The 20,364-nt window shown below is 66.2% G+C and carries 17 protein-coding genes; 7 read left to right on the top strand and 10 right to left on the bottom strand.

Annotated elements, in window-relative coordinates; translation table 11 throughout:
- Window positions 1-9 precede the first annotated feature (9 nt).
- A complete protein-coding gene (gene lapD, locus GA645_RS08500) occupies window positions 10-1,965 on the top strand; it encodes a cyclic di-GMP receptor LapD (protein WP_152221768.1) in 1,956 nt (651 codons plus the stop codon).
- A 902-nt stretch (window positions 1,966-2,867) separates the two neighbouring features.
- On the opposite strand, the gene pap is transcribed toward lapD, so the two are convergent.
- Window positions 2,868-4,361: a polyphosphate:AMP phosphotransferase gene (pap, locus tag GA645_RS08495; protein WP_152221766.1), complete on the bottom strand. Its 1,494-nt coding sequence runs from the start codon at window positions 4,359-4,361 to the stop codon at window positions 2,868-2,870.
- Between the two features lie 232 nt (window positions 4,362-4,593).
- Between pap and mnmC the strand changes: the two genes are divergently transcribed.
- Window positions 4,594-6,573, top strand: coding sequence for a bifunctional tRNA (5-methylaminomethyl-2-thiouridine)(34)-methyltransferase MnmD/FAD-dependent 5-carboxymethylaminomethyl-2-thiouridine(34) oxidoreductase MnmC (mnmC, locus tag GA645_RS08490; RefSeq protein WP_152221764.1), 1,980 nt, complete (start codon window positions 4,594-4,596; stop codon window positions 6,571-6,573).
- A 54-nt stretch (window positions 6,574-6,627) separates the two neighbouring features.
- Window positions 6,628-7,380, top strand: a complete 753-nt coding sequence (locus GA645_RS08485; protein ID WP_152221762.1) for a sulfite exporter TauE/SafE family protein — start codon at window positions 6,628-6,630, stop codon at window positions 7,378-7,380.
- Here the strand turns inward: GA645_RS08485 and GA645_RS08480 are convergent.
- Entirely contained in the window at window positions 7,377-7,859 is a 483-nt protein-coding gene (locus tag GA645_RS08480; protein ID WP_152221760.1) for a MarR family winged helix-turn-helix transcriptional regulator, read from the bottom strand. The two genes, GA645_RS08485 and GA645_RS08480, sit on opposite strands and share 4 nt — an antisense overlap.
- A gap of 128 nt (window positions 7,860-7,987) precedes the next feature.
- Between GA645_RS08480 and GA645_RS08475 the strand changes: the two genes are divergently transcribed.
- Genes GA645_RS08475 through GA645_RS08460 form a run of 4 tightly spaced genes read left to right on the top strand, consistent with a single transcriptional unit; the run spans window position 7,988 to window position 13,072 of the window.
- Window positions 7,988-9,757: an N-acetylglutaminylglutamine amidotransferase gene (locus GA645_RS08475; protein WP_152221758.1), complete on the top strand. Its 1,770-nt coding sequence runs from the start codon at window positions 7,988-7,990 to the stop codon at window positions 9,755-9,757.
- A gap of 32 nt (window positions 9,758-9,789) precedes the next feature.
- A complete protein-coding gene (gene ngg / locus GA645_RS08470) occupies window positions 9,790-11,583 on the top strand; it encodes an N-acetylglutaminylglutamine synthetase (RefSeq protein ID WP_152221756.1) in 1,794 nt (597 codons plus the stop codon).
- Complete coding sequence (locus tag GA645_RS08465; RefSeq protein WP_152221754.1) at window positions 11,580-12,782, top strand: osmoprotectant NAGGN system M42 family peptidase; 1,203 nt, start codon at window positions 11,580-11,582, stop codon at window positions 12,780-12,782. The genes ngg and GA645_RS08465 overlap by 4 nt, the downstream gene beginning before the upstream one ends.
- A gap of 59 nt (window positions 12,783-12,841) precedes the next feature.
- On the top strand, window positions 12,842-13,072 hold the full coding sequence (locus GA645_RS08460) for a YheU family protein (RefSeq protein ID WP_152221752.1): 231 nt from the start codon (window positions 12,842-12,844) through the stop codon (window positions 13,070-13,072).
- Window positions 13,073-13,341: 269 nt separating this feature from the next.
- Here GA645_RS08460 and GA645_RS08455 read toward each other — a convergent pair whose 3' ends face one another.
- The 8 genes from GA645_RS08455 to GA645_RS08420 form a co-directional block, all read right to left on the bottom strand.
- Window positions 13,342-13,671: a YnfA family protein gene (locus tag GA645_RS08455; protein WP_152221750.1), complete on the bottom strand. Its 330-nt coding sequence runs from the start codon at window positions 13,669-13,671 to the stop codon at window positions 13,342-13,344.
- A gap of 31 nt (window positions 13,672-13,702) precedes the next feature.
- The gene (locus GA645_RS08450; protein ID WP_015478190.1) at window positions 13,703-14,128 is read right to left on the bottom strand and encodes a hypothetical protein; all 426 of its coding nucleotides are present in this window, start codon (window positions 14,126-14,128) and stop codon (window positions 13,703-13,705) included.
- A 229-nt stretch (window positions 14,129-14,357) separates the two neighbouring features.
- Complete coding sequence (locus tag GA645_RS08445) at window positions 14,358-15,170, bottom strand: SDR family oxidoreductase (protein ID WP_152221748.1); 813 nt, start codon at window positions 15,168-15,170, stop codon at window positions 14,358-14,360.
- Window positions 15,171-15,296: 126 nt separating this feature from the next.
- Entirely contained in the window at window positions 15,297-15,596 is a 300-nt protein-coding gene (locus GA645_RS08440; protein WP_152221746.1) for a hypothetical protein, read from the bottom strand.
- Window positions 15,597-15,747: 151 nt separating this feature from the next.
- Window positions 15,748-16,374 carry a 3'-5' exonuclease gene (locus GA645_RS08435; protein WP_152221744.1) on the bottom strand — a complete coding sequence of 209 codons (627 nt, stop codon included), beginning with the start codon at window positions 16,372-16,374 and terminating at the stop codon, window positions 15,748-15,750.
- Window positions 16,371-18,161, bottom strand: a complete 1,791-nt coding sequence (locus GA645_RS08430; protein ID WP_152221741.1) for a DUF294 nucleotidyltransferase-like domain-containing protein — start codon at window positions 18,159-18,161, stop codon at window positions 16,371-16,373. The genes GA645_RS08435 and GA645_RS08430 overlap by 4 nt, the downstream gene beginning before the upstream one ends.
- A gap of 73 nt (window positions 18,162-18,234) precedes the next feature.
- Window positions 18,235-19,905: a cation acetate symporter gene (locus tag GA645_RS08425; RefSeq protein WP_152221739.1), complete on the bottom strand. Its 1,671-nt coding sequence runs from the start codon at window positions 19,903-19,905 to the stop codon at window positions 18,235-18,237.
- Window positions 19,902-20,213 carry a DUF485 domain-containing protein gene (locus GA645_RS08420; RefSeq protein ID WP_152221737.1) on the bottom strand — a complete coding sequence of 104 codons (312 nt, stop codon included), beginning with the start codon at window positions 20,211-20,213 and terminating at the stop codon, window positions 19,902-19,904. Before GA645_RS08420 ends, GA645_RS08425 begins: the two co-directional genes overlap by 4 nt.
- Window positions 20,214-20,364: the final 151 nt, after the last annotated feature.

The following is a 20,364-nucleotide window of genomic DNA, read 5'->3' as shown; positions in this document are numbered from 1 at the left end:
GAACCCGGCATGTCATTGCTCAAGCAACTGTTCCTGGCGATCTGCCTGTTCCTTGTGGTGGCTTTCGCTGGCAGCTTCGTCACCAGCCTGGAGAGCTCACGCGAGCAGATGATCAGCCAGTTGCGCTCCCACGCCCAGGACGCAGCCACCGCGCTGGGCCTGTCGCTGACGCCGCACGTGGACGACCCGGCGATGATCGAGCTGATGGTCAGCTCGATCTTCGACTCCGGCTACTTCGCCACCATCCGCGTGGTCAGCATCGCCGACGGCAAGGTCATCGTCCAACGGGACACCAACACCCAGTCCGACCAGGTCCCGCTCTGGTTCGCCCGTCTGGTGAACCTCAAGGCCCAGGGCGGCGACGCGCTGATCATGCGCGGCTGGGAGCAGGCCGCACGCGTCGAAGTGGTCAGCCACCCGCAGTTCGCCCTGGCCAAGCTGTGGGACAGCGCCCTGGGCAGCCTGGCCTGGCTGCTGCTCTGCGGGCTGATCAGCGCCATCCTCGGCGGCTGGCTGCTGCGCACCCAACTGAAACCGCTGGACCAGATGGTGCAGCAGGCCCAGGCCATCACCCGCCGTGAATTTCTCACCCTGCCCAAGGAGCCGCGCACCCCCGAACTCAAGCGCGTGGTGCAGGCCATGAACCAGATGGTCGACAAGCTCAAGGCCCTGTTCGCCGAGGAAGCCACGCGCAGCGAGAAGCTGCGCGAAGAAGCCTACCAGGACAGCCTCTCGGGCCTGGCCAACCGCCGCCTGTTCGATGCACGCCTGGACGCGCAACTCTCCCCCAGCGAACAGAATGCCGCCGGCTACCTGCTGCTGCTGCGCCTGAACGACCTCGGCGGGCTCAACCAGCGCCTGGGTGGGCAACGCACTGACGCGCTGATCCGCGACGTGGCCGAACTGCTGGAGCGCGTACGTCAGCAGCACGGCACGCCGGACTGGCTGGCCGCGCGCAGCCGCGGTGGTGAGTTCACCCTGCTCGCCCCCGGCCTGGACAGCGCCAGCGCCGAGCAGTTGGCGGACGCGCTCAGCGCCGCCCTGGAAAACCTGCGCGGCACCGGCGCCAGCGACTGCACCCCGGTGGCTCACCTGGGCCTGTCGGCCTTCCGCCCCGGCGAATCCTCGGCCAGCGTCCTGTCCCGTGCCGACCAGGCGCTCGCCCAGTCGCAAGCCTCGCCGGACCGTCCCTGGCAACGCCTGGACAGCTCCGGCAGCCAGCCCGCGCAGGACTCCCGCGCCTGGCGCGACTGGCTCGACGACGCCCTGCAGAAAGGCAAGCTGCAACTCTGGTTCCAGCCGGTACGCACTTGCGCCGAGAACGGCGAACTGCTGCACCAGAAAGTCCTCGCGCGCCTGCTCGATCCGCAGGGCGAGGCGGTGGCCGCCGGCCAGTTCCTGCCCTGGATCGAACGCTTCGGCTGGTCCGCCCGCTTCGACCTGGCGATGCTCGAACACGCCCTCGCCCACCTGGCCCAGCAGCCGGCGCCGCTGGCCCTGTCGTTGTCGGCGGAAACCGTACGCGGCACCGAGCCGCTGCGCCAACTGTTCGACGTACTGCGCGCCCATCCGCAGGAGGCCCGCCTGATAACCCTGGAAGTGGACGAGCGCTACCTGCCGCCACCGGCGGAGCTGGAGAAGCTCAGCCAGTCCGTGCAGGAAGTCGGCGCCCGCCTCGGCCTGCAGCACTTTGGTGGTCGCTTCAGCCTGATCGGCAACCTCACCCGCCTGGGCCTGGCCTACCTGAAGATCGACGGCAGCTACATCCGCGCCATCGACCAGGACAACGACAAGCGCCTGTTCATCGAGGCGGTGTTCCGGGCGGCCAACAGCATCGACCTGCCACTGATCGCGGAGATGGTGGAGAGCGAGGGCGAGTTGAAGGTATTGCGGGAGATGGGGATTGCCGGGGCGATGGGGCGGCTTATCGGGGCGCCGCGGCCGTCGCAGAAGAATGGGGCGTAGGGGCGGACCTTGTCCGCGATGCTTTGGGGTTTGGGTGTTTCTGCGCCGCATCGGTGTGCGCGGGGACTTTTTGTTTCGCCCCCTCGGGCGAGTCCCTTTTGGGGCCCCAAAAGGAACCAAAAGGTCTTGCCCCTGCATCCGGGTCCCACTTCGCGGGACTGATTCGCTTCGCTCACCCTGCGGGCCAGCCTTCGGCTGTTACTACGCTGCGCTCCGTTTCCCTCGCTCCATCGAAGTTTCAGGGGCACGCGTCGACGGGCCATCCCTGGCCCAACGACGCTCTCGCGACATCCATGTCGCTCAACCCCTGAAACTCCGATTCCACTCGGCCTACTGAAGGGGCGCTCCGGCGTGTGCGGAGGTATCTCTGGAAACCGCTTTTCGTAGGAGAGACGGGGGCGCCTAGCCTTTGTCCGCGAAGGCCCGCCACAGCACCCGCGTCGCAGGATGAACACCTGTAGGGCGAATAACGCGCAGCGTTATCCGCCGTGATGGGTTTCGCTTCGCTCTACGCCATCCTACGAAGAGCAATTCAGCATGAAGCAGCCAGAGTTTCATGCGCGCGCAGAGTCCCGTCAGGAGGCCGAGTGGAGGTATTGCGTAGAGGGGCGAGCGGCATGGATGCCGCGAGAGGCGTAGAGGGCCAGGGATGGCCCTTCTACGCCGACCCTCGGAGCGATACCGGAAGGAGGGAAATCTGAGCGAAGCGAAGACCCGGATGTCGGGACGAGACCTTTTGGTTCCTTTTGTGAGGGCGGCTATCCGACGTTTGACAAAAGGGACTCGCACGAGGGGGCGAAACAAAAAGTCCCCAGGCACGCCGAAGCGGCGCAGAAACACCTAACTCCAAAACGGCGGAAAACGCCTTAGCCGTTATTCGCCCTACGAAAAGCAGAGCACCCTCACCCCTTCTTCTTCGCGTACGCCGCCTCCAGCGCATCGTTGATGGTCTTGAGCACCTTCACCCGCGCATAGCGCTTGTCATTGGCCTCCACCAGCGTCCAGGGCGCGATCTCGGTGCTGGTGCGATCGACCATGTCGCCCACCGCGTCCGCGTAGAGGTCCCACTTGTCGCGGTTGCGCCAGTCTTCCTCAGTGATCTTGAAGCGTTTGAACGGAATCGACTCGCGCTCCTTGAAGCGCTCCAGCTGGGTGTCCTGGTCGATGGACAGCCAGAACTTCACCACCACGATGCCGTAGTTGACCAACTGTTCCTCGAAGTCGTTGATCTCTGCGTACGCCCGCAGCCAATCGGCATCCGAGGCGAATCCCTCGACCCGCTCCACCAGCACCCGGCCATACCAGGAACGGTCGAAGATGGTGAACTGCCGGCGCGCCGGCATATGCCGCCAGAAGCGCCACAGGTACGGCTGGGCGCGCTCTTCCTCGGTGGGCGCGGCGATCGGCACGATGTGGTACTGGCGCGGGTCCAGCGCGTCGGTCACGCGGCGGATGGCGCCGCCCTTGCCGGCAGCGTCGTTGCCTTCGAACACGGCGACCAGCGAATGGCTGCGGAAGCGCTTGTCACGCATCAACGTGGCCAGGCGCGCCTGCTCTTTCGCCATCTGTTCCTTGTACTGGTCCTTGTCCAGCGCCAGGGTCAGGTCGAGTGCGTCGAGCAGTCCCTTGTTATCCAGGCTGGACACCAGCGGCGCGGCATGGGGCTGCCGTGCGGGGCCGTCCGTGAGCTTGAGCGCTGCCTGCAGGCCTTCGAGGATAGTGCGCCCCACCGTCAGGCTGCGGTAGCGCTCATCGGCGCCCTCGACCACGTACCAGGGCGCGTAGTCGCGGCTGGTGCGACGCAACACGCGCTCGCCGTAGCGCACGAACTTGTCGTAGACCTCGCTCTGCTTCCAGTCCAGGTCGCTGAGCTGCCAGCTGCGCTGCGGGTCGTTCTCCAGTGCCTTGAGCCGTTCCTTGAGCTGCTTCTTGGACAGGTGGAACCAGAACTTGAAGATCAGCGCACCTTCGTCGTAGTACATGCGCTCGAAGCGCTCGGCGTCGCCGATCAGGCCGTCCAGCTGGCTGTCCTTGATCTCGCCGGTGACCCGCGAATAGAGCATCTGGCTGTACCAGTTGCCGAAGAAGATGCCGATGCGCCCCTTGGGCGGCAGCTTGCGCCAGAAGCGCCACTGCGGCGGGCGGGAGAGTTCCTCGTCGGTGGGCAGGAGGAAGCTCTCCACCTGGATCAGACGCGGGTCCATCCATTCGTTGAGGAGCTTCACCGTCTCACCCTTGCCGGCGCCCTCGATGCCATTGATCAGGATGATCACCGGGAAGCGCGACTGCTGCTTGAGCTCGTACTGTGCCTCGAGCAAGGCTTCGCGCAGTACCGCGACCTCCTTGTCGTAGGTTTCCTTGTCGATGGAATGGCCGATCTCGGCGGATTCGAACATGCACCTCTCCTTGTATCTGAATGCCGTAAAAGGTAGCGGAAGTGACGGGAGCACTGCTGAGATTTTCTCGTGGCCACGACAACGCCACGCAGGTTTGAGGTGTCGACCAGGAAAATGACCAGAGCCTGCGATATGCCGCGGCAACGCGGCGCACCTCGAAACTTCGCCAACCTCTGAGGTCCGCGTGACGGATCGGCTAAACTGCGGCCTTTGCTTTCATCGCGACCGACGCATGCTCCCTTCCCCGCCCAAAGCCCACAGTGCCCAGATCGACTGGGACGAGAACGGCCAACCCACCTCCCGCGTCTACGGCGACGTGTACTTCTCCCGCGCCTCCGGCATCGAGGAGACGCACCACGTGTTCATCGCCGGCAACCGCCTGCCCGAGCGCTTCGCCGCGCTGCCGGCCGGCGGGCGGCTGTGCATCGGCGAGACGGGCTTTGGCACCGGCCTGAACTTCCTCTGCGCCTGGCAGCAGTTCGATGCGCTGGCGCCGGCCGATGCGCGGCTGCACTTCGTCAGCGTGGAGAAGTTCCCGGTGGCGCTCGACGACCTGCAACGCGCCTTTGCCCTCTGGCCGGAGCTGGCGCACCTGTCGGAGCAGTTGCTGGCGCAGTACGTCGCGATCAACCCCGGCTTCCAGCGCTTCGTCCTGGCCGGTGGCCGGGTGGTGCTGACCCTGCTGGTGGGCGACGTAGTGGAGATGCTGCCGGAGTTGGATGCGCGCATCGACGCCTGGTTCCTCGATGGTTTCTCGCCGGCGAAGAACCCGGAGATGTGGAACGACGCGCTATATGCCCAGCTGGCGAGGCTCTCGGCGCCAGGCACGACCATCGCCACCTTCACCAGTGCCGGCTTCGTCCGCCGCGGACTGGGCGCCGCCGGCTTCAAGATCCGTCGCACGCTGGGCTTCGGCAAGAAATGGGAGATGTCCCAGGGCGAATACATCGGCGCCGAACAACCGGCCGGCAAACCCTGGTATGCGCGGCCCACACGCCCCAATGGCCCACGCGAAGCGCTGGTGATCGGCGGTGGCATGGCCGGTTGCGCCAGCGCCGCCAGCCTCGCCGCACGGGGTTGGCAGGTGACGCTGATCGAACGCCACTGCGCCCTCGCCGAGGAAGCCTCGGGCAATCCCCAGGGCGTGCTCTACCTCAAGCTGTCGGCCCACGGCACCGCGCTGTCGCGCCTGATCGTCAGTGGTTTCGGCCATACCCGGCGGCTGATCGAGCGATTGCAGAAGAATGAAGACTGGTCCGACTGCGGGGTGCTGCAACTGGGCCTTGGCGACGCTGAAGCAGAGCGCCAGACGAAATTGGCCGAAGCCTTCCCTGACACGCTGCTGCGCCAACTGGACAAGGCGCAAGCCGAAGCCATCGCCGGTATCGGCCTACCCGCTGGCGGCCTGTTCTACCCCGAAGGCGGCTGGGTGCATCCGCCGGCGCTGTGCCGGCACCTGGCGCAGCATCCGAACATCCGCGTGCTGACCGGTGAGGAAGTTCGCCTGCAGCGTGATGCCGACGGCTGGAGCGCCTGGAGTGGCGATCACAGGCTCGCCGGCGCGCCGGTCGCCATTCTTGCCACGGCCGCCGAAGTGCGCCGCTTCGAGGGCGCGCAGAGCCTGCCGATGAAGCGCATCCGTGGCCAGATCACCCGCCTGCCCGCTACCACCGACAGCGCGGCGCTGAACACCGTGGTCTGCGCCGAAGGCTACGTGGCGCCGCCGCGCCTTGGCGAGCACACCCTGGGCGCCAGCTTCGAATTCAAGCGCGACGACACCGAGCCGTCGCTGGAAGAACACGTGGGCAACCTCGACCTGCTGGCAGAGATATCCACAGACCTGACCGAGCGCCTGCACGTCGCCCAACTCGACCCGGCAACCCTGCAGGGCCGCGCGGCCTTCCGCTGTACCACCCCGGACTACCTGCCGCTGGTGGGCCCGCTGGCCGACCGCGACGCCTTCGCGGCGGCCTACGCGGTGCTTGGCAAGGACGCTCGACAGGTGCCGGATACGCCCTGCCCCTGGCTGGATGGCCTGTACCTGAACAGCGCCCACGGCTCGCGCGGGCTGATCACCGCACCGCTGTCCGGCGAGCTGCTGGCGGCCTGGCTGGATGACGAACCCCTGCCACTGCCGCGTGCCGTCGCCGAGGCCTGCCACCCCAACCGTTTCTTCCTGCGCGAAGTCGTGCGCGGGCAGAAGACCTCCTGATCACCGCGCGGCGGCTCCCTCGCGCCGCGCCAGCTTCCAGAGCGGACCACCGACATGGATGCATTACTGCTGGAATCTACGGTCATCGGCCTGATCCTCGGCCTGCTGCTGGGCCTCACCGGCGCCGGCGGTTCGCTGGTGGCGCTGCCACTGCTGCTGAGCCTGCACCTGCCGCTGCACGACGCCATCGGCGTCAGTCTCGGCGCGGTGGCGCTGTCGGCGGCAATCGGCGCGGTGCCCCGGGCGCGCCAGGGCCAAGTGGCCTGGCGGCCACTGTTCTGGCTGGTCATCACCGGTTGGCCCGGCAACGCCATCGGCCAATGGGTGGGGCGCTTCGTCCCGGACTCCTGGCTGATCGTCGGCTTCTGCCTGCTGGTGCTGTGGTCGGCCTGGCGCATGTGGCAGGGCTCGCGTCAGGAGCGCGCGGGCGGCCAGGCGACGCGCAATGGTCCGCTGCTGGGAGTGGGGCTGGCGGTGGGCCTGCTGTCCGGCCTGATGGGCGTGGGTGGGGGGTTCCTGATCGTACCGGGGCTCTTGTGGTTCACCCCGTTGTCGATGCTGGCGGCTACCGCGACCTCGATGGCGGTGATCGCGCTGGTTTCCGGCGGCGGCTTCCTGCTCTACCTGAGTCATGCCCAGCCGCCCCTGCCTCTGCTGGCCTGCCTCGCCGCGGGCGGTGCCCTCGGCGTGCTGGTCGGCAACCGCCTGGCCGTGCGCCTGGGTGGCGCCACGCTGCAGCGCCTGTTCGCCCTGATGCTGGTGGCGGTCAGCCTGTCGCTGGCCGCGCAGAAGCTGCTGGCGTCCTAGCTCTCTGCCTCTTCGACGCTCGCCGTAGTGGGCGTCTCGAACAACTCGGCGGCGCGCAGCAAGCCAGCGAGAATGGTGTGCTGCTCCCACTCCGGCAGTCCGGCGAATCGCTCCAGCGCGTGCTCGGGCAGCAGTTCCGGCCCATCACGCAGCGCCTCGTACCCCGCGTCGTTCAGGCTCAGCCACTGCTTGCGGCGATCATCGGCATCGCGCCGGCGCGTCAGCAGCCGCTGGCTCTCCAGGCGGGCGAGTGCGCCCGACAGCGATGACTGGGACAGCGCGACCTGCCCCGCCAACTGACCAGCGGTAATTTCCCCCTCCAGCGCCACCACCTGCAGGATCAGCACTTGCAGCGGCGTCAACTCGCCATCGCGCCCCAGACTCTTGGAATGCACGTCAGCCGCCTGCTGCAGGCGACGCAACGCCTGCAGCATCGACAGGGCGTGGGCATTGCGCGTCGTTGATTTGCTCTCAGCCATGATCGCTCACCTGCGCCTTCGAACTTTCCTCAATGAAATCAAATAGAACTCTCATCCAATCGGACGGTCCTCCCCTATGCCCCCCTGAGGGACCACCCACTCATCCCCAACGGAGAACCGGTAAGGACATGTGCGGAATAGCAGGCGAACTTCGCTTCGATAACCAGGCCGCCGATCTCGCCGCGGTCGAACGCATCACTCACCACCTCGCCCCGAGAGGCCCTGACGCCTGGGGCTTCCACAGTGAAGGGCCAATGGCCCTGGGACACCGGCGCCTGAAGATCATGGACCTGGCCGAAGCTTCCGGCCAGCCGATGGTCGATCCGACGCTGGGCCTGTCGCTGGTATTCAACGGCGCAATCTACAACTACCCCGAGCTGCGCGGAGAGCTGGAAGCCCTCGGCTACCACTTCTTTTCCGGCGGCGATACCGAAATACTTCTAAAGGGATACCACGCCTGGGGCGAAGAACTATTGCCGCGCCTCAATGGCATGTTTGCCTTCGCCATCTGGGAACGCGACAAACGGCGCCTGTTCATCGCCCGCGACCGCCTCGGCATCAAGCCGCTGTACCTGTCGCGGACCGGCCAGCGCCTACGCTTCGCCTCCAGCCTGCCGGCCCTGCTCAAGGGGGGTGACATCAACCCTGCGCTGGACCCGGTGGCGCTCAACCACTACCTCAACTTCCATGCCGTGGTGCCCGCACCGCGTACCCTGCTGGCCGAGGTGCAGAAGCTGCCGCCCGCCACCTGGATGAGCATCGACGCCGAGGGTCACACCGAGCGTCAGCGCTGGTGGAACCTGGACTACGGCCCGCTGCCGGATGAACGCGAGCTGACCCTGGATGACTGGGAAGACCGTGTTCTGGACAGCCTGCGCGACGCCGTGAGCGTGCGCCAGCGCGCCGCCCGGGACGTGGGCGTGCTGCTCTCGGGCGGGGTCGATTCGAGCCTGCTGGTCGGCCTGCTGCATGAGACGGGCGTGGAAGACCTGCTGACCTTCTCCATCGGCTTCGAGGATGCCGGCGGCGAGCGCGGCGACGAGTTCCAGTATTCGGACCTGATCGCCAGGCACTACGGCACCCGCCACCATCAGCTGCGCATTGCCGAGAAGGAAGTCATCGAGCAGCTGCCGGCGGCCTTCCAGGCCATGAGCGAGCCGATGGTCAGCCACGACTGCATCGCCTTCTACCTGCTCTCCCGCGAAGTGTCGAAGCACTGCAAGGTGGTGCAGAGCGGCCAGGGCGCCGACGAGCTGTTCGCCGGCTACCACTGGTACCCGAAGGTGGCCGGTGCAGCGGACCCGCTGAAAGCCTATCGCGCGGCCTTCTTCGACCGCAGCCACGGCGAATACCTGGAAACCGTACGCGAAGCCCTGCGGGTGGAGGATGTGGCCGGCCAGTTCGTCCGCGAGCACTTCGCCCAGCCCGGCGCCGACGACCCGGTGGACAAGGCCCTGCGCCTGGACAGCACCATCATGCTGGTCGACGACCCGGTCAAGCGGGTCGACAACATGACCATGGCCTGGGGCCTGGAAGCCCGCGTGCCGTTTCTCGACTACCGGGTGGCGGAGCTGTCGGCGCGCATTCCGTCGCGCTTCAAGCTCGGCGACGGCGGCAAGCAGGTGCTCAAGGCCGCCGCTCGTCGCGTCATCCCCAGCGAGGTGATCGACCGGCCCAAGGGCTATTTCCCGGTACCCGGCCTCAAGCATCTGCAAGGCAATACCCGCGCCTGGGTCAGCGAGCTGCTGCTCGACCCGAGCCAGGATCGCGGCCTGTTCGAGACGGCGATGTTCGACCGTCTGCTCAGCAACCCATCGAGCGATCTCACGTCGCTGCGGGGCTCCAAGCTCTGGCAGTTGGCTGCGCTCAATCTCTGGCTGACCGAACAGGGTTTGTGAAGCCGGGACGAATGCTTTTCAGGGAGTACGCCATGAAGACCCATTTGAACCTGCCTCATTGCCACAACCAGCGCCTGCTGCGAGGCCAGACGCCGACCTACGAACGCCTCCAGGCCCGCTTCGCCGGCGACCACACGCAACAACGCCACGAAGGTCCGCTGATCCTGCAATGCGGCTGGGGCCGCCTGCTGATCGGCCACACCTTCGCCACCGCCGAACAACTGGCCGCCGAGTTGCTCAACGAACGCCCCGGCGAGCGTGACATCGCCCTCTACGTCGCCGCGCCGCAACAGGTGCTGGCCAACGCCCCGCAGCAACTGTTCCTCGACCCGTCCGACGCGCTGCGCCTGTGGTTCACCGACTACCGCCCGGCACGCCGACCGTTCCGCGGCTTCCGCATCCGCCGGGTGCACAGCGACGAGGACTGGGCGGCGATCAACCGCCTGTACCTGGCGCGCGGCATGCTCCCGGTCGACGCAGCGCAAGTCACCCCCCGCCACCAGGGCGGGCCGGCCTACTGGCTCGCCGAGGACGACGAGACCGGCACGGTGATCGGCACCGTCATGGGCATCAACCACACCAAGGCGTTCCTCGATCCGGAAGGCGGCTCCAGCCTCTGGTGCCTGGCGGTGGACCCGCAGTCCAGTCGCCCCGGCGTGGGCGAAGCGCTGGTACGCCACCTGATCGAGCACTTCATGAGCCGGGGTCTGGCCTACCTCGACCTGTCGGTGCTGCACAGCAACCAGCAGGCCAAATCGCTGTACCGCAAGCTGCGCTTCCGCGAGCTGCCGACCTTCGCCATCAAGTGCAAGAACGGCATCAATCAGTCGCTGTTCCTCGGGCCCGGCCCGGAACAGGGCCTGAACCCCTACGCCAGGATCATCGTCGACGAGGCTCATCGACGCGGCATCGAGGTGCAGGTGCAGGACACCGACGCCGGCTTGTTCACCCTGACCCAGGGGGGCCGGCGCATCCGCTGCCGCGAATCGCTGTGCGACCTGACCAGCGCGGTGAGCATGAGCCTGTGCCAGGACAAGACCCTGACCCATCGCGCCCTCGACCGCGCCGGCCTGCGCCAACCGCAACAGCGCCTGGCTGGCAATGCCAAGGACAATGCGAAGTTCCTCGCCGAGCACGGATCACTGGTGGTCAAGCCGGTGGACGGCGAACAGGGCCAGGGTGTCGCCGTGGACCTGCGCAACACCGGCGAAGTGGAAAGCGCCATCGCCCAGGCCAGGCAGTTCGACACCCGCGTGATCCTTGAGAGCTACCACGCCGGGCAGGACCTGCGCGTCGTGGTGATTGGCTATGAAGTGGTGGCCGCGGCGATCCGCCGTCCCGCCGAAGTGATCGGCGATGGCCGGCACAGCATCCGCCGGCTGATCGAAGCGCAGAGCCGCCGCCGGCAGGCCGCCACCGGGGGCGAAAGCCGCATCCCGCTCGACGGCGAGACCGAGCGCACCCTGGCCGCCGCCGGCTTCGGTTACGACGACGTGCTGCCCAGCGGCCAGCGCCTGGCCGTGCGCCGCACCGCCAACCTGCACACCGGCGGCACCCTGGAGGACGTCACCGAGCGCCTGCACCCGCAATTGGCCGACGCCGCGATCCGTGCGGCGCGCGCGCTGGAAATCCCGGTCACCGGCCTCGACCTGCTGGTGCGCGACGCCGACCAGCCGGACTACGTGATCATCGAGGCCAACGAGCGGCCGGGGCTGGCCAACCATGAGCCGCAGCCCACCGCCGAGCGCTTCGTCGACCTGCTGTTCCCGCTGAGCCGCGAACTGCTCAACCGCGAATCCCAGCACAGCCCGGAGGCTTCGGCATGAGTCCACTGCCACAACCCGACCTCGACTATCTGCAGCGCGTGCTGCTGGAAATGCTCGCCATCCCCAGCCCCACCGGCTTCACCGACACCATCGTGCGTTACGTCGCTGAGCGTCTGGAGGAGATCGGTGTGCCCTTCGAGATGACCCGCCGCGGGACCCTCCGCGCCACCCTCGCGGGCCGGCGAAACAGCCCGGACCGCGCGGTCTCGGCGCATCTGGACACCATTGGCGCCATCGTTCGCGAGATCAAGCCCGACGGCCGACTGGCGCTGGCGCCGGTGGGCTGCTGGTCGAGCCGCTTCGCAGAGGGCAGCCGGGTCACGGTGTTTTGCGAGAACGGTGTGCTGCGCGGCAGCGTGCTGCCGCTGCTGGCCTCCGGGCACGCCTTCAACACGGCGGTGGACAGCCTGCCGATCAGCTGGGACCACGTCGAACTGCGCCTGGACACCTACACCGTCAGCCGCGCCGACAGCGAGACCCTGGGCGTGGCCATTGGCGACTTCGTCGCCTTCGACCCGCTGCCGGAGTTCACCGAGAGCGGCCACATCAGCGCCCGTCATCTTGACGACAAGGCCGGCGTCGCCGCGCTGCTGACGGCGCTGAAGGCGATCCGCGAGAGCGGCCAGGAGCCGCCGATCGACTGCCATCCGCTGTTCACCATCACCGAGGAGATCGGCTCCGGCGCGGCCGGTGCGCTGCCCTGGGATGTCAGCGAGTTCGTCGGCATCGACATCGCCCCGGTGGCCGAAGGGCAGAACTCCAGCGAGCACGCGGTCAGCGTGGCGCTGCAGGACTCCGGCGGGCCCTATGACTACCACCTGTCGCGGCACCTGCTGCGTCTGAGCGAACGCCACGAAATCGCCGTGCGGCGCGACCTGTTCCGCTATTACCACAGCGATGCGCAGTCGGCGGTCACCGCGGGCCACGACATCCGCACCGCGCTGCTGGCATTCGGCTGCGACGCCACCCACGGCTACGAGCGCACCCATATCGACAGCCTGGCCGCACTGGCGAAATTGCTGACGGCCTACCTGCTGAGCCCGCCTGTGTTCGACAGCGACGCCAAGCCCCACGAAGGCACGCTGGAGCGCTTCAGCAAGCAGCTGGAACATCCGGTGCACATGGAAAGCGCCACCCATGTGCCGCCGGTCGACGAGCTGATAGACACCGGCGACAGCACTGACAAGGGCAAGAACTGAGGCTGCACTCGCCGCAGCGCGGGACTACAATCCCGCGCTGCAATTTGCGAGTACCCGCCATGCTGATTCCCTTTGATCTCATCGAAGCCGACACCCTCAACAACCTGCTGGAAGACTTCGTCACCCGCGAAGGCACCGACAATGGCGACGACACGCCGCTGGACGTGCGCGTGGAACGCGCGCGGCATGCCCTCAAGCGCGGCGATGCGGTGATCGTCTTCGACCCGGAAAGCCAGCAGTGCCAGTTGATGCTGAAAAGCGAAGTGCCGAAGGAGTGGCTGGAGGACTGAGCCAGCGCCGCTGTTCCCCATAGGAGCGGACCCTGTCCGCGATCCGACCGTAGGCCGGTGCTCTGTCCTGTGCCCCGGCTTCGCCGGGATTTCGAGGATAAGATCCGCTCCTACAAAAACGACCTAGCAAGCGTAGGGCGTAGGATGGGTAGAGCCTGCGAAACCCATCGTTACCTGCACCGTGGCGGCCTGTGATTGATGGGTTTCGCTACGCTCTACCCATCCTACGAAGACCCCACCCGTTGCGAGCTCTTCGTAGGAAACAGAACTCAGGGCGCGAACCTGGGCCCGAACAGCACCACGCTGGCGCCGATCACACAGAGCGCCACGCCGACCCAGTCGCTCCACAGCGGGCGGCTCTTCTCCACGAAGGCCAGCCAGAACAACGACGCGGCGACGTAGATGCCGCCGTACGCGGCATAGGCGCGCCCGGCATAGCTGGCCTCGACGCGGGTCAGCAGCAGGGCGAACACCGTCAGGCTGAACAACCCCGGAATTATCCACAGGGCGCTCTTGTCCAGCCGCAGCCAGAGGTAGAAGGCGTAGCAACCGCCGATCTCGCAGAATGCGGCAAGGACAAACCAGAGGTAATTGATCATGGGGTTCCTTCCGTGACGGAAAGTGTGCCGGTCAGCCGCGCAGGCCGCCTTCGCGCTCCCAGGCGCAACGCACTTTCAGTTCGCCTTCGCGCGGGCTGTGGAAGCCGTTCTCGGACTCCCAGCGGAAGGTGTGGCTGCCGTTGACTTCGGTCTCCAGGTGCACCACCGCGCTGGCCCAATAGAGGCGGCGCAACAGGGCTTCGAATTGCTCGACCCAGAGCTTCCACTCGTACTCGATGGTCTGGTAGCTGGCGCCGAAATGGATCACCTGGGACTGGTACAGGCCGGCGCCCTCGGTTTCGCAGCGGCTGAACATCTCGCGGCCAAGGAAGGGCCAGGCCTCCCCCATTGGCAGGCTGTCGAGCACCTTGCGGTTGGCGGCGCGGCGCAGGCGGCGCTCCATCGAGTCGCCGGGCCAGTCGCGGATGCAACCATAGACGATGGATTCGGACTGCAAGCGGGTTCTTCCTTCAATGACACCGGTGCCTTCTAACACAGGCCTGCCGACACGCAAAGCGCGAATCCACGTCGATGCGCAGTGGCCCGAAAAAGCAAAAGCCCCGCGAAATGTGCGGGGCTTTCACCGGGGTCCAACGTTCTTCAGCCAGGCAGGCCGGTGACTAAAGCTAACCCTTTGCACCGGACTGGGCAAGCCCTGTCTTTCAGTGCACCGAAAGAGGGCCGGATCAGGCCTGCGAGCGGCGCTTGGCCTGCATCTTCTCCGCCATCTTGGCCATTTCGTCGTAGATCACCTGCGGGTTCTGCTGCTTGATCTGCCAGGCCATTCGGCCCTGTTCGTGAGGCAGGATCATGAAGACGTCGCGGGCCACTTCCTGGTGGATGTACTCGGCGATGTCGGCGGCGCTGATCGGCGAGCTTTCCAGCAGCTTGCCGACCTGGGACTTCATTTCCGGGCTGGGGCCGCGGAAGGAATCCAGCAGGTTGGTCTGGAAGAACGACGGGCAGACCACGTGGACCTTCACGTCCACCAGGCTGAGGTCGGCCAGCAGGCTCTCCGACAGCGCCACCACGCCGGCCTTGGCCACGTTGTAGTTGCTCATCGCCGGGCCCTGCATCAGCGCGGCCATGGAGGCGATGTTGATGATCCGGCCCTTGCTCTTCTCCAGCAGCGGCAGGAAGGCCTTGCAGCCCTTGACCACGCCCATCAGGTTGATCGAGATCTGCCAGTCCCAGTCCTCCAGCGACAGCTCGCTGAAGAAGCCGCCGGAAGCAACGCCGGCGTTGTTGACGATGATGTCGATGCCGCCGAATTTCTCTTCGCAGGACTGCGCCAGCTGGGTCAACTGGCTGTAGTCGCGCACGTCGCAGCGTTGGGTGATGCCATCGCCGCCGGCTTCACGCACCAGCTTCAGGGTTTCCGCCAGACCCGCTTCGTTAACGTCGGCCAGGGCCAGCTTCCAGCCCTCGCGGGCCCAGCGCAAGGCGATTTCGCGACCGAGGCCGGAACCGGCGCCGGTGATCATGATGCGGTTTTGCATGGAGAGGTTTGCCTTTCCTGTTAGGACGTGGGCCGAAGTGTAACCACGGCTTCGCGCCCCCAGCGGCGAAATCAGGGAGCTGAATGCCCCCGGCAAACCGCCGCCACAGCCCCCAGGATCAAGCGCTCAATCGATCAGCAGGACACAGAGCTTGCCCAGCACCAGGGCAACCCCGGCGCAGATCAGCAGGTAGGCAGCGCAGTTGAGGCTCTCGTGTTTGAGCTGCGCGAAACGCCGCACCCGATAGCGCAGCAGGAACAGGCCCAGGGCCAGTGGAATGGACGGACCGAGGAAGGCGAACTGCCAGAAACGCTCGGGCCGGCTGACCGGCTCAAGCGAGCCGGCATCTGCCAGCGGCAGCAAGCCCACGCCACACTGGACGATCAACCACACAACTCCCAGTGCGAGCAGCACGACACCCGGCATCCTTTCGACTCCACGACGGCAAAGGACGGGTATGGTAGTACGCCATCATGGCCGGGGCTGTGCGACGAATCACCCTGTGGAACGACGGAGTGTTCGCAAGTCTCACTGGCGGCGTGACGTCATCCACAGCGCGGGTATTTCTCTGCGCCGTTCAGCTCAGGTCGCGCGGCAGCGAGCCCTTGCGCAGGCGCAGGAACATCAGCGCGGCGGTGCGCGCATCGCCGATCGCGGTATGGCGGCCTTCCACCGGGATATCCAGGTTGCGCGCCAGCGTATCGAAGCGCAGGTCCAGGTGCAGGTCGGGGAAGCGCCGGCTCATCTTGCGGTGATACAGCTCGGATACCTCCACCCGCGGATTGTCCAGGCGCGCGCCGAGCTGCTCGCGCAGGTGCCGGCGCAGCACAGCGACATCGAAGGACAGGTAATAGCCGAGCAACGGGCGATCGCCGATGAATGCCTGCACCCGGCGCAACGCCTCCGCCAGCGGCAACTGCCCTTCGAGATCGGTGCGCCGCAGCTTGTGGATGCGAATCGACTCGCCGCTCAGGCTCGGCGGCGGCTCCACCAGCAATTCCAGGCGCTCGCCGAGGATCAGCTTGCCACGCCGGATGCGCACCGCGCCGATGCTGAGGATGTCGGCCTTGCGCGGATCGAGGCTGGTGGTCTCCAGGTCCAGCGACACCAGCTCCTCGGCGTCCGCCGGATCATGCCGCCACCAGTACAGGCGGCGGCGCCACGCGGCCCACTGGTGATCGGGGAGGCTGATGCAGCCGTTCATCGGGTCTCCAGGTGGAACTGCCGGATCAGGCTCTGCTTGAACTTCTTCACCACGTGCAAACCGTAGCGCAACAGGTCGCGTTCATGGCGACTCAGCCGCGAAACATCGAGTCCCTGCATCCGTCCGTCGCGCTGGCCATCCAGTTGCTGGCGCAGACGCAGCTGCAGGAACAGCTCGAAGGACTCCACCAGGTTGTCCGCAAGCGTCTCGTCCAGCACACAGAGCGCCTTGAGCGCGGCCAGGCGGCCCAGGGTTCCACGCTCCTCCAGCCCTTCGCGCAGCGCCAGCGCGCGGGCGCCGTGGACGATGGGGAAGATGCCGCCACGCTTGATGTCCAGCTGCGCGTCCTGGGTCTTGAGCTGGCCGAGAAAGGTCAGCGGTGTGTCGAACTGCAGGGCCGGCAGCGCCAGGTCGCTCAGCCAGCGGCTGTCGTCGCCGGCCAGGGCGTTCAGGCTCTCGCGCAGGCTTTCGAACAATTGCAGGTTACCCGCCACCGGCCAGGCATCGGCGAGGATCGACAGGCGCATCAGTTGTTCCGGACGCCCCTGCAACGGCACATCGCGCAGTTCGTGTTGCCATTCGGACAACGGCTTGCACCACTCGCTGCGGCTGGCCATGACACCGCCAGGGCAAGGTGGATAACCGAAGTCCAGCAGGGCCGCGGAGAAACGCTGCATCAATTGCAGGCCCTTCTCCACCGGCAGGTCGTCGGCGAGGATCAGGGCGTTGTCCTGGTCGGTCTTGAGCAGTTGCTCGGCGCGGCCTTCGCTACCCATCACCATCAGGCAGCACTTGCCACGCAGTTCCGGCGGGATCAGCAGTTCGAAGAGGCGCTGCAGCAACTGCTCATTGAGCGCGCTGACCAGTTGCATGATGAAGCGCAGGCGGATGCCGTTGCCGGCCAGGGTCGCAATCAGGGTGTGCAGGGTTTCCGCCGCCGCGCGCAACTCGGCCTCGCTTTCGGCGCGGGCGATGCGCAGCGCCAGCACATGGGAGTGAGTGGAGAACAGGCTGAGCACCTGGGTCAGGTGCAGCAACCCGACCACCCTGCCCGCCTCGCACACCGCCACCCGCTCGATGCGTTGGCGGGTCATCAGGATCATCGCGTCGAACAGGAAGTCGCCCAGCTCGACGCAGGCCAGCGGCCGGTGCGCCAGCGGGCCGATGGGTTCGGCTTCACTGCGACCATCGCGGAAGTGCGCAACCATCAGGTCGGTACGGGTCACGATGCCCAGCGCACTGTTTTCGCGCACCAGCAGCGCATCGGCGCCACAGCTCAATTGCAGACGTGCAGCATCGCCCAACAGCAACGCCGGCTCCACCTCGATGGCCGGCAGCAGGTGCTCGCGGGCGATACGGGTGAGGATGAATTCGGCGAGGTTCTGCCCGTCGCGACGCTCCAGTTGGCGCTTGCTCGCCAGGTCCGCGCGGAAGAAGCGGGCAAACTCGGGATTGCTCGCGCAGAGCTGGTGGAACACTTCCGCCGGCAGCTCGTAGACGATGCTCTCCTCGACCGCCTGGTAGCGGTGCTTGCTGCTGCCGGAGAACAGTCCGCGCACGTCGAACAGGTCCTCGGCGGCGTACTGGGCGAACAGCTTGCCGTCCTCGCCGCGCTCCTCGATCACGCCTTTCATCAGGATGAACAGGCACGGCACCGGCGCGCCGGGTTCCAGCAGCACTTCATCGACCGTGTAGTAACCCACGCTCAGCGCATCGCGCAGCTGCTCTCTCTCCTGCGGGCGCAACTGGTCGAAGGGCGGCGCGGCGAAATTGAAATCGTCGGACATCAAGAAGTCCCCGTCTCAAAGCAACGGGGCCGGAGGTGTTTCCACCCCCGGCCCCGCAGGTTGGCTCAGGCGATCAGTGGGCGACTGCGCCAGTGGCACCCAGGCCGGTTTGCGAGCGGATGAACTGCGGGAAGAAGCGCGCGCGCTCTTCGTCGGCCGCAGTGGACTTGTCGGTGATGGAGAAGAACCAGATACCGGTGAAGGCCACCGCCATGGAGAACAGCGCCGGGTATTCGAACGGGTAGATGGGCTTCTCGTGGCCGAGGATCTGCACCCAGATGGTCGGGCCGAGGATCATCAGCACCACCGCGGTGATCAGGCCCATCCAGCCGCCGATCTTGGCGCCGCGGGTGGTCAGCTTCTTCCAGTACATGGAGAGCAGCAGCACTGGGAAGTTGCAGCTGGCGGCGATGGAGAAGGCCAGGCCGACCATGAAGGCGATGTTCTGCTTCTCGAACAGGATGCCGAGGATGATCGCCACCACGCCCAGGCAGACGGTGGTGATCTTCGAGACGCGCAGTTCATCCTTTTCGTTGGCCTTGCCGCCTTTGAGCACGCTGGCGTACAGGTCGTGGGACACGGCCGAGGCGCCGGCCAGGGTCAGGCCGGCAACCACCGCGAGGATGGTGGCGAAGGCCACGGCGGAGATGAAGCCCAGGAACAGGCTGCCGCCCACGGCGTTGGCCAGGTGCACGGCGGCCATGTTGTTGCCGCCCAGCAGGGCGCCGGTGGCGTCCTTGAAGTCCGGGTTGGTGCTGACCAGCAGGATCGCGCCGAAGCCGATGATGAAGGTCAGGATGTAGAAGTAGCCGATGAAGCCGGTGGCGAAGAACACGCTCTTGCGGGCTTCCTTGGCGTCACTGACGGTGAAGAAGCGCATCAGGATGTGCGGCAGGCCGGCGGTGCCGAACATCAGCGCGAAGCCCAGGGAGAAGGCCGAGATCGGGTCCTTCACCAGTCCGCCTGGGCTCATGATCGACTCGCCCTTCGGGTGGACCTTGATGGCTTCGGAGAACAGGGTGCTGATGTCGAAATTGACGTGCTTGAGCACCATGATCGCCATGAAAGTGGCGCCCGAGAGCAGCAGCACGGCCTTGATGATCTGCACCCAGGTGGTGGCGAGCATGCCGCCGAACAGCACGTAGAGCACCATCAGGATACCGACCATGACCACTGCGACGTGGTAGTTCAGGCCGAACAGCAGCTCGATCAGCTTGCCGGCGCCGACCATCTGCGCGATCAGGTAGAAGGCCACGACGACCAGCGAACCGCAGGCGGACAGGGTACGGATGTCCTTCTGCTTGAGGCGGTAGGACGCCACGTCGGCGAAGGTGTACTTGCCCAGGTTGCGCAGGCGCTCGGCGATCAGGAAGAGGATAATCGGCCAGCCGACCAGGAAGCCGATGGAGTAGATCAGGCCGTCATAGCCCGAGGTGAACACCAGCGCGGAAATGCCGAGGAAGGATGCGGCGGACATGTAGTCGCCAGCGATCGCCAGGCCGTTCTGGAAGCCGGTGATGCTGCCGCCGGCGGTGTAGAAATCGGCGGCGGACTTGCTGCGCTTGGAGGCCCAGTAGGTGATGCACAGGGTCAGGCCGACGAAGGCGACGAACATGATGATGGCGGAGAGGTTCAGCGGCTGGCGCTTCACCTCGCCGGTGAGGGCGTCAGCCCAGAGTGCGGGGGCCCAGAGTGCGGGAACAATGGCGGCCAGAGCGAGGGCCGCGGCGATTCGGCCTTTCATTGCTGGGCCTCCTTGAGAATTTCCTGGTTCAGGCGGTCGAATTCACCATTCGCACGGCGCACGTAGATGCCGGTGAGCACAAAGGCCGAGAGGATCAGCCCGACGCCCATGGGGATGCCCCAGGTGACGGACGAATCGGCGCTGATCCTGGTGCCCAGCAGCTGCGGCTGGAAGGCGATCAGCAGGATGAAGCTCACGTACAGGCCCAACATGACCAGGGAGAGCAGCCAGGCGAATCGCTCGCGCTTGGCCACCAACTCTTTGAAGCGCGGATTGGTATCAATCCGCTGGTAGATGCTGTCGTTCATTTTGTTCTTGTCCTCACAGCGGGGATGACGCGGATGTCGTCGATCTCCACTTTAGGACTCCAGTGCAAGCGCTCCAGACGACTTTAGTCGTAGCGTTTGCAAGGGATTTGCGAACAAGCCCGGAATAGACGCCGCGCCATGAAAAAATCCC

This window comes from Pseudomonas sp. SCB32, from assembly GCF_009189165.1.
Classification (GTDB): Bacteria; Pseudomonadota; Gammaproteobacteria; order Pseudomonadales; family Pseudomonadaceae; genus Pseudomonas.
Note: the sequence above shows the minus strand (reverse complement) of the source record. Positions and strands in the feature narration are given on the sequence as shown.

Excerpts from the sequence above, each read along its gene's own strand:
- GA645_RS08440 (WP_152221746.1), bottom strand. The coding sequence starts at position 15,596 with ATGCCGGGTGTCGTGCTGCTCGCACTGGGAGTTGTGTGGTTGATCGTC.
- GA645_RS08425 (WP_152221739.1), bottom strand. The coding sequence starts at position 19,905 with ATGAAAGGCCGAATCGCCGCGGCCCTCGCTCTGGCCGCCATTGTTCCC.
- GA645_RS08480 (WP_152221760.1), bottom strand. The coding sequence starts at position 7,859 with ATGGCTGAGAGCAAATCAACGACGCGCAATGCCCACGCCCTGTCGATG.
- ngg (WP_152221756.1), top strand. The coding sequence starts at position 9,790 with ATGAAGACCCATTTGAACCTGCCTCATTGCCACAACCAGCGCCTGCTG.
- GA645_RS08420 (WP_152221737.1), bottom strand. The coding sequence starts at position 20,213 with ATGAACGACAGCATCTACCAGCGGATTGATACCAATCCGCGCTTCAAA.
- GA645_RS08485 (WP_152221762.1), top strand. The coding sequence starts at position 6,628 with ATGGATGCATTACTGCTGGAATCTACGGTCATCGGCCTGATCCTCGGC.
- GA645_RS08435 (WP_152221744.1), bottom strand. The coding sequence starts at position 16,374 with ATGAACGGCTGCATCAGCCTCCCCGATCACCAGTGGGCCGCGTGGCGC.
- pap (WP_152221766.1), bottom strand. The coding sequence starts at position 4,361 with ATGTTCGAATCCGCCGAGATCGGCCATTCCATCGACAAGGAAACCTAC.
- GA645_RS08460 (WP_152221752.1), top strand. The coding sequence starts at position 12,842 with ATGCTGATTCCCTTTGATCTCATCGAAGCCGACACCCTCAACAACCTG.
- lapD (WP_152221768.1), top strand. The coding sequence starts at position 10 with ATGTCATTGCTCAAGCAACTGTTCCTGGCGATCTGCCTGTTCCTTGTG.
- GA645_RS08475 (WP_152221758.1), top strand. The coding sequence starts at position 7,988 with ATGTGCGGAATAGCAGGCGAACTTCGCTTCGATAACCAGGCCGCCGAT.
- mnmC (WP_152221764.1), top strand. The coding sequence starts at position 4,594 with ATGCTCCCTTCCCCGCCCAAAGCCCACAGTGCCCAGATCGACTGGGAC.
- GA645_RS08430 (WP_152221741.1), bottom strand. The coding sequence starts at position 18,161 with ATGTCCGACGATTTCAATTTCGCCGCGCCGCCCTTCGACCAGTTGCGC.
- GA645_RS08455 (WP_152221750.1), bottom strand. The coding sequence starts at position 13,671 with ATGATCAATTACCTCTGGTTTGTCCTTGCCGCATTCTGCGAGATCGGC.
- GA645_RS08445 (WP_152221748.1), bottom strand. The coding sequence starts at position 15,170 with ATGCAAAACCGCATCATGATCACCGGCGCCGGTTCCGGCCTCGGTCGC.
- GA645_RS08465 (WP_152221754.1), top strand. The coding sequence starts at position 11,580 with ATGAGTCCACTGCCACAACCCGACCTCGACTATCTGCAGCGCGTGCTG.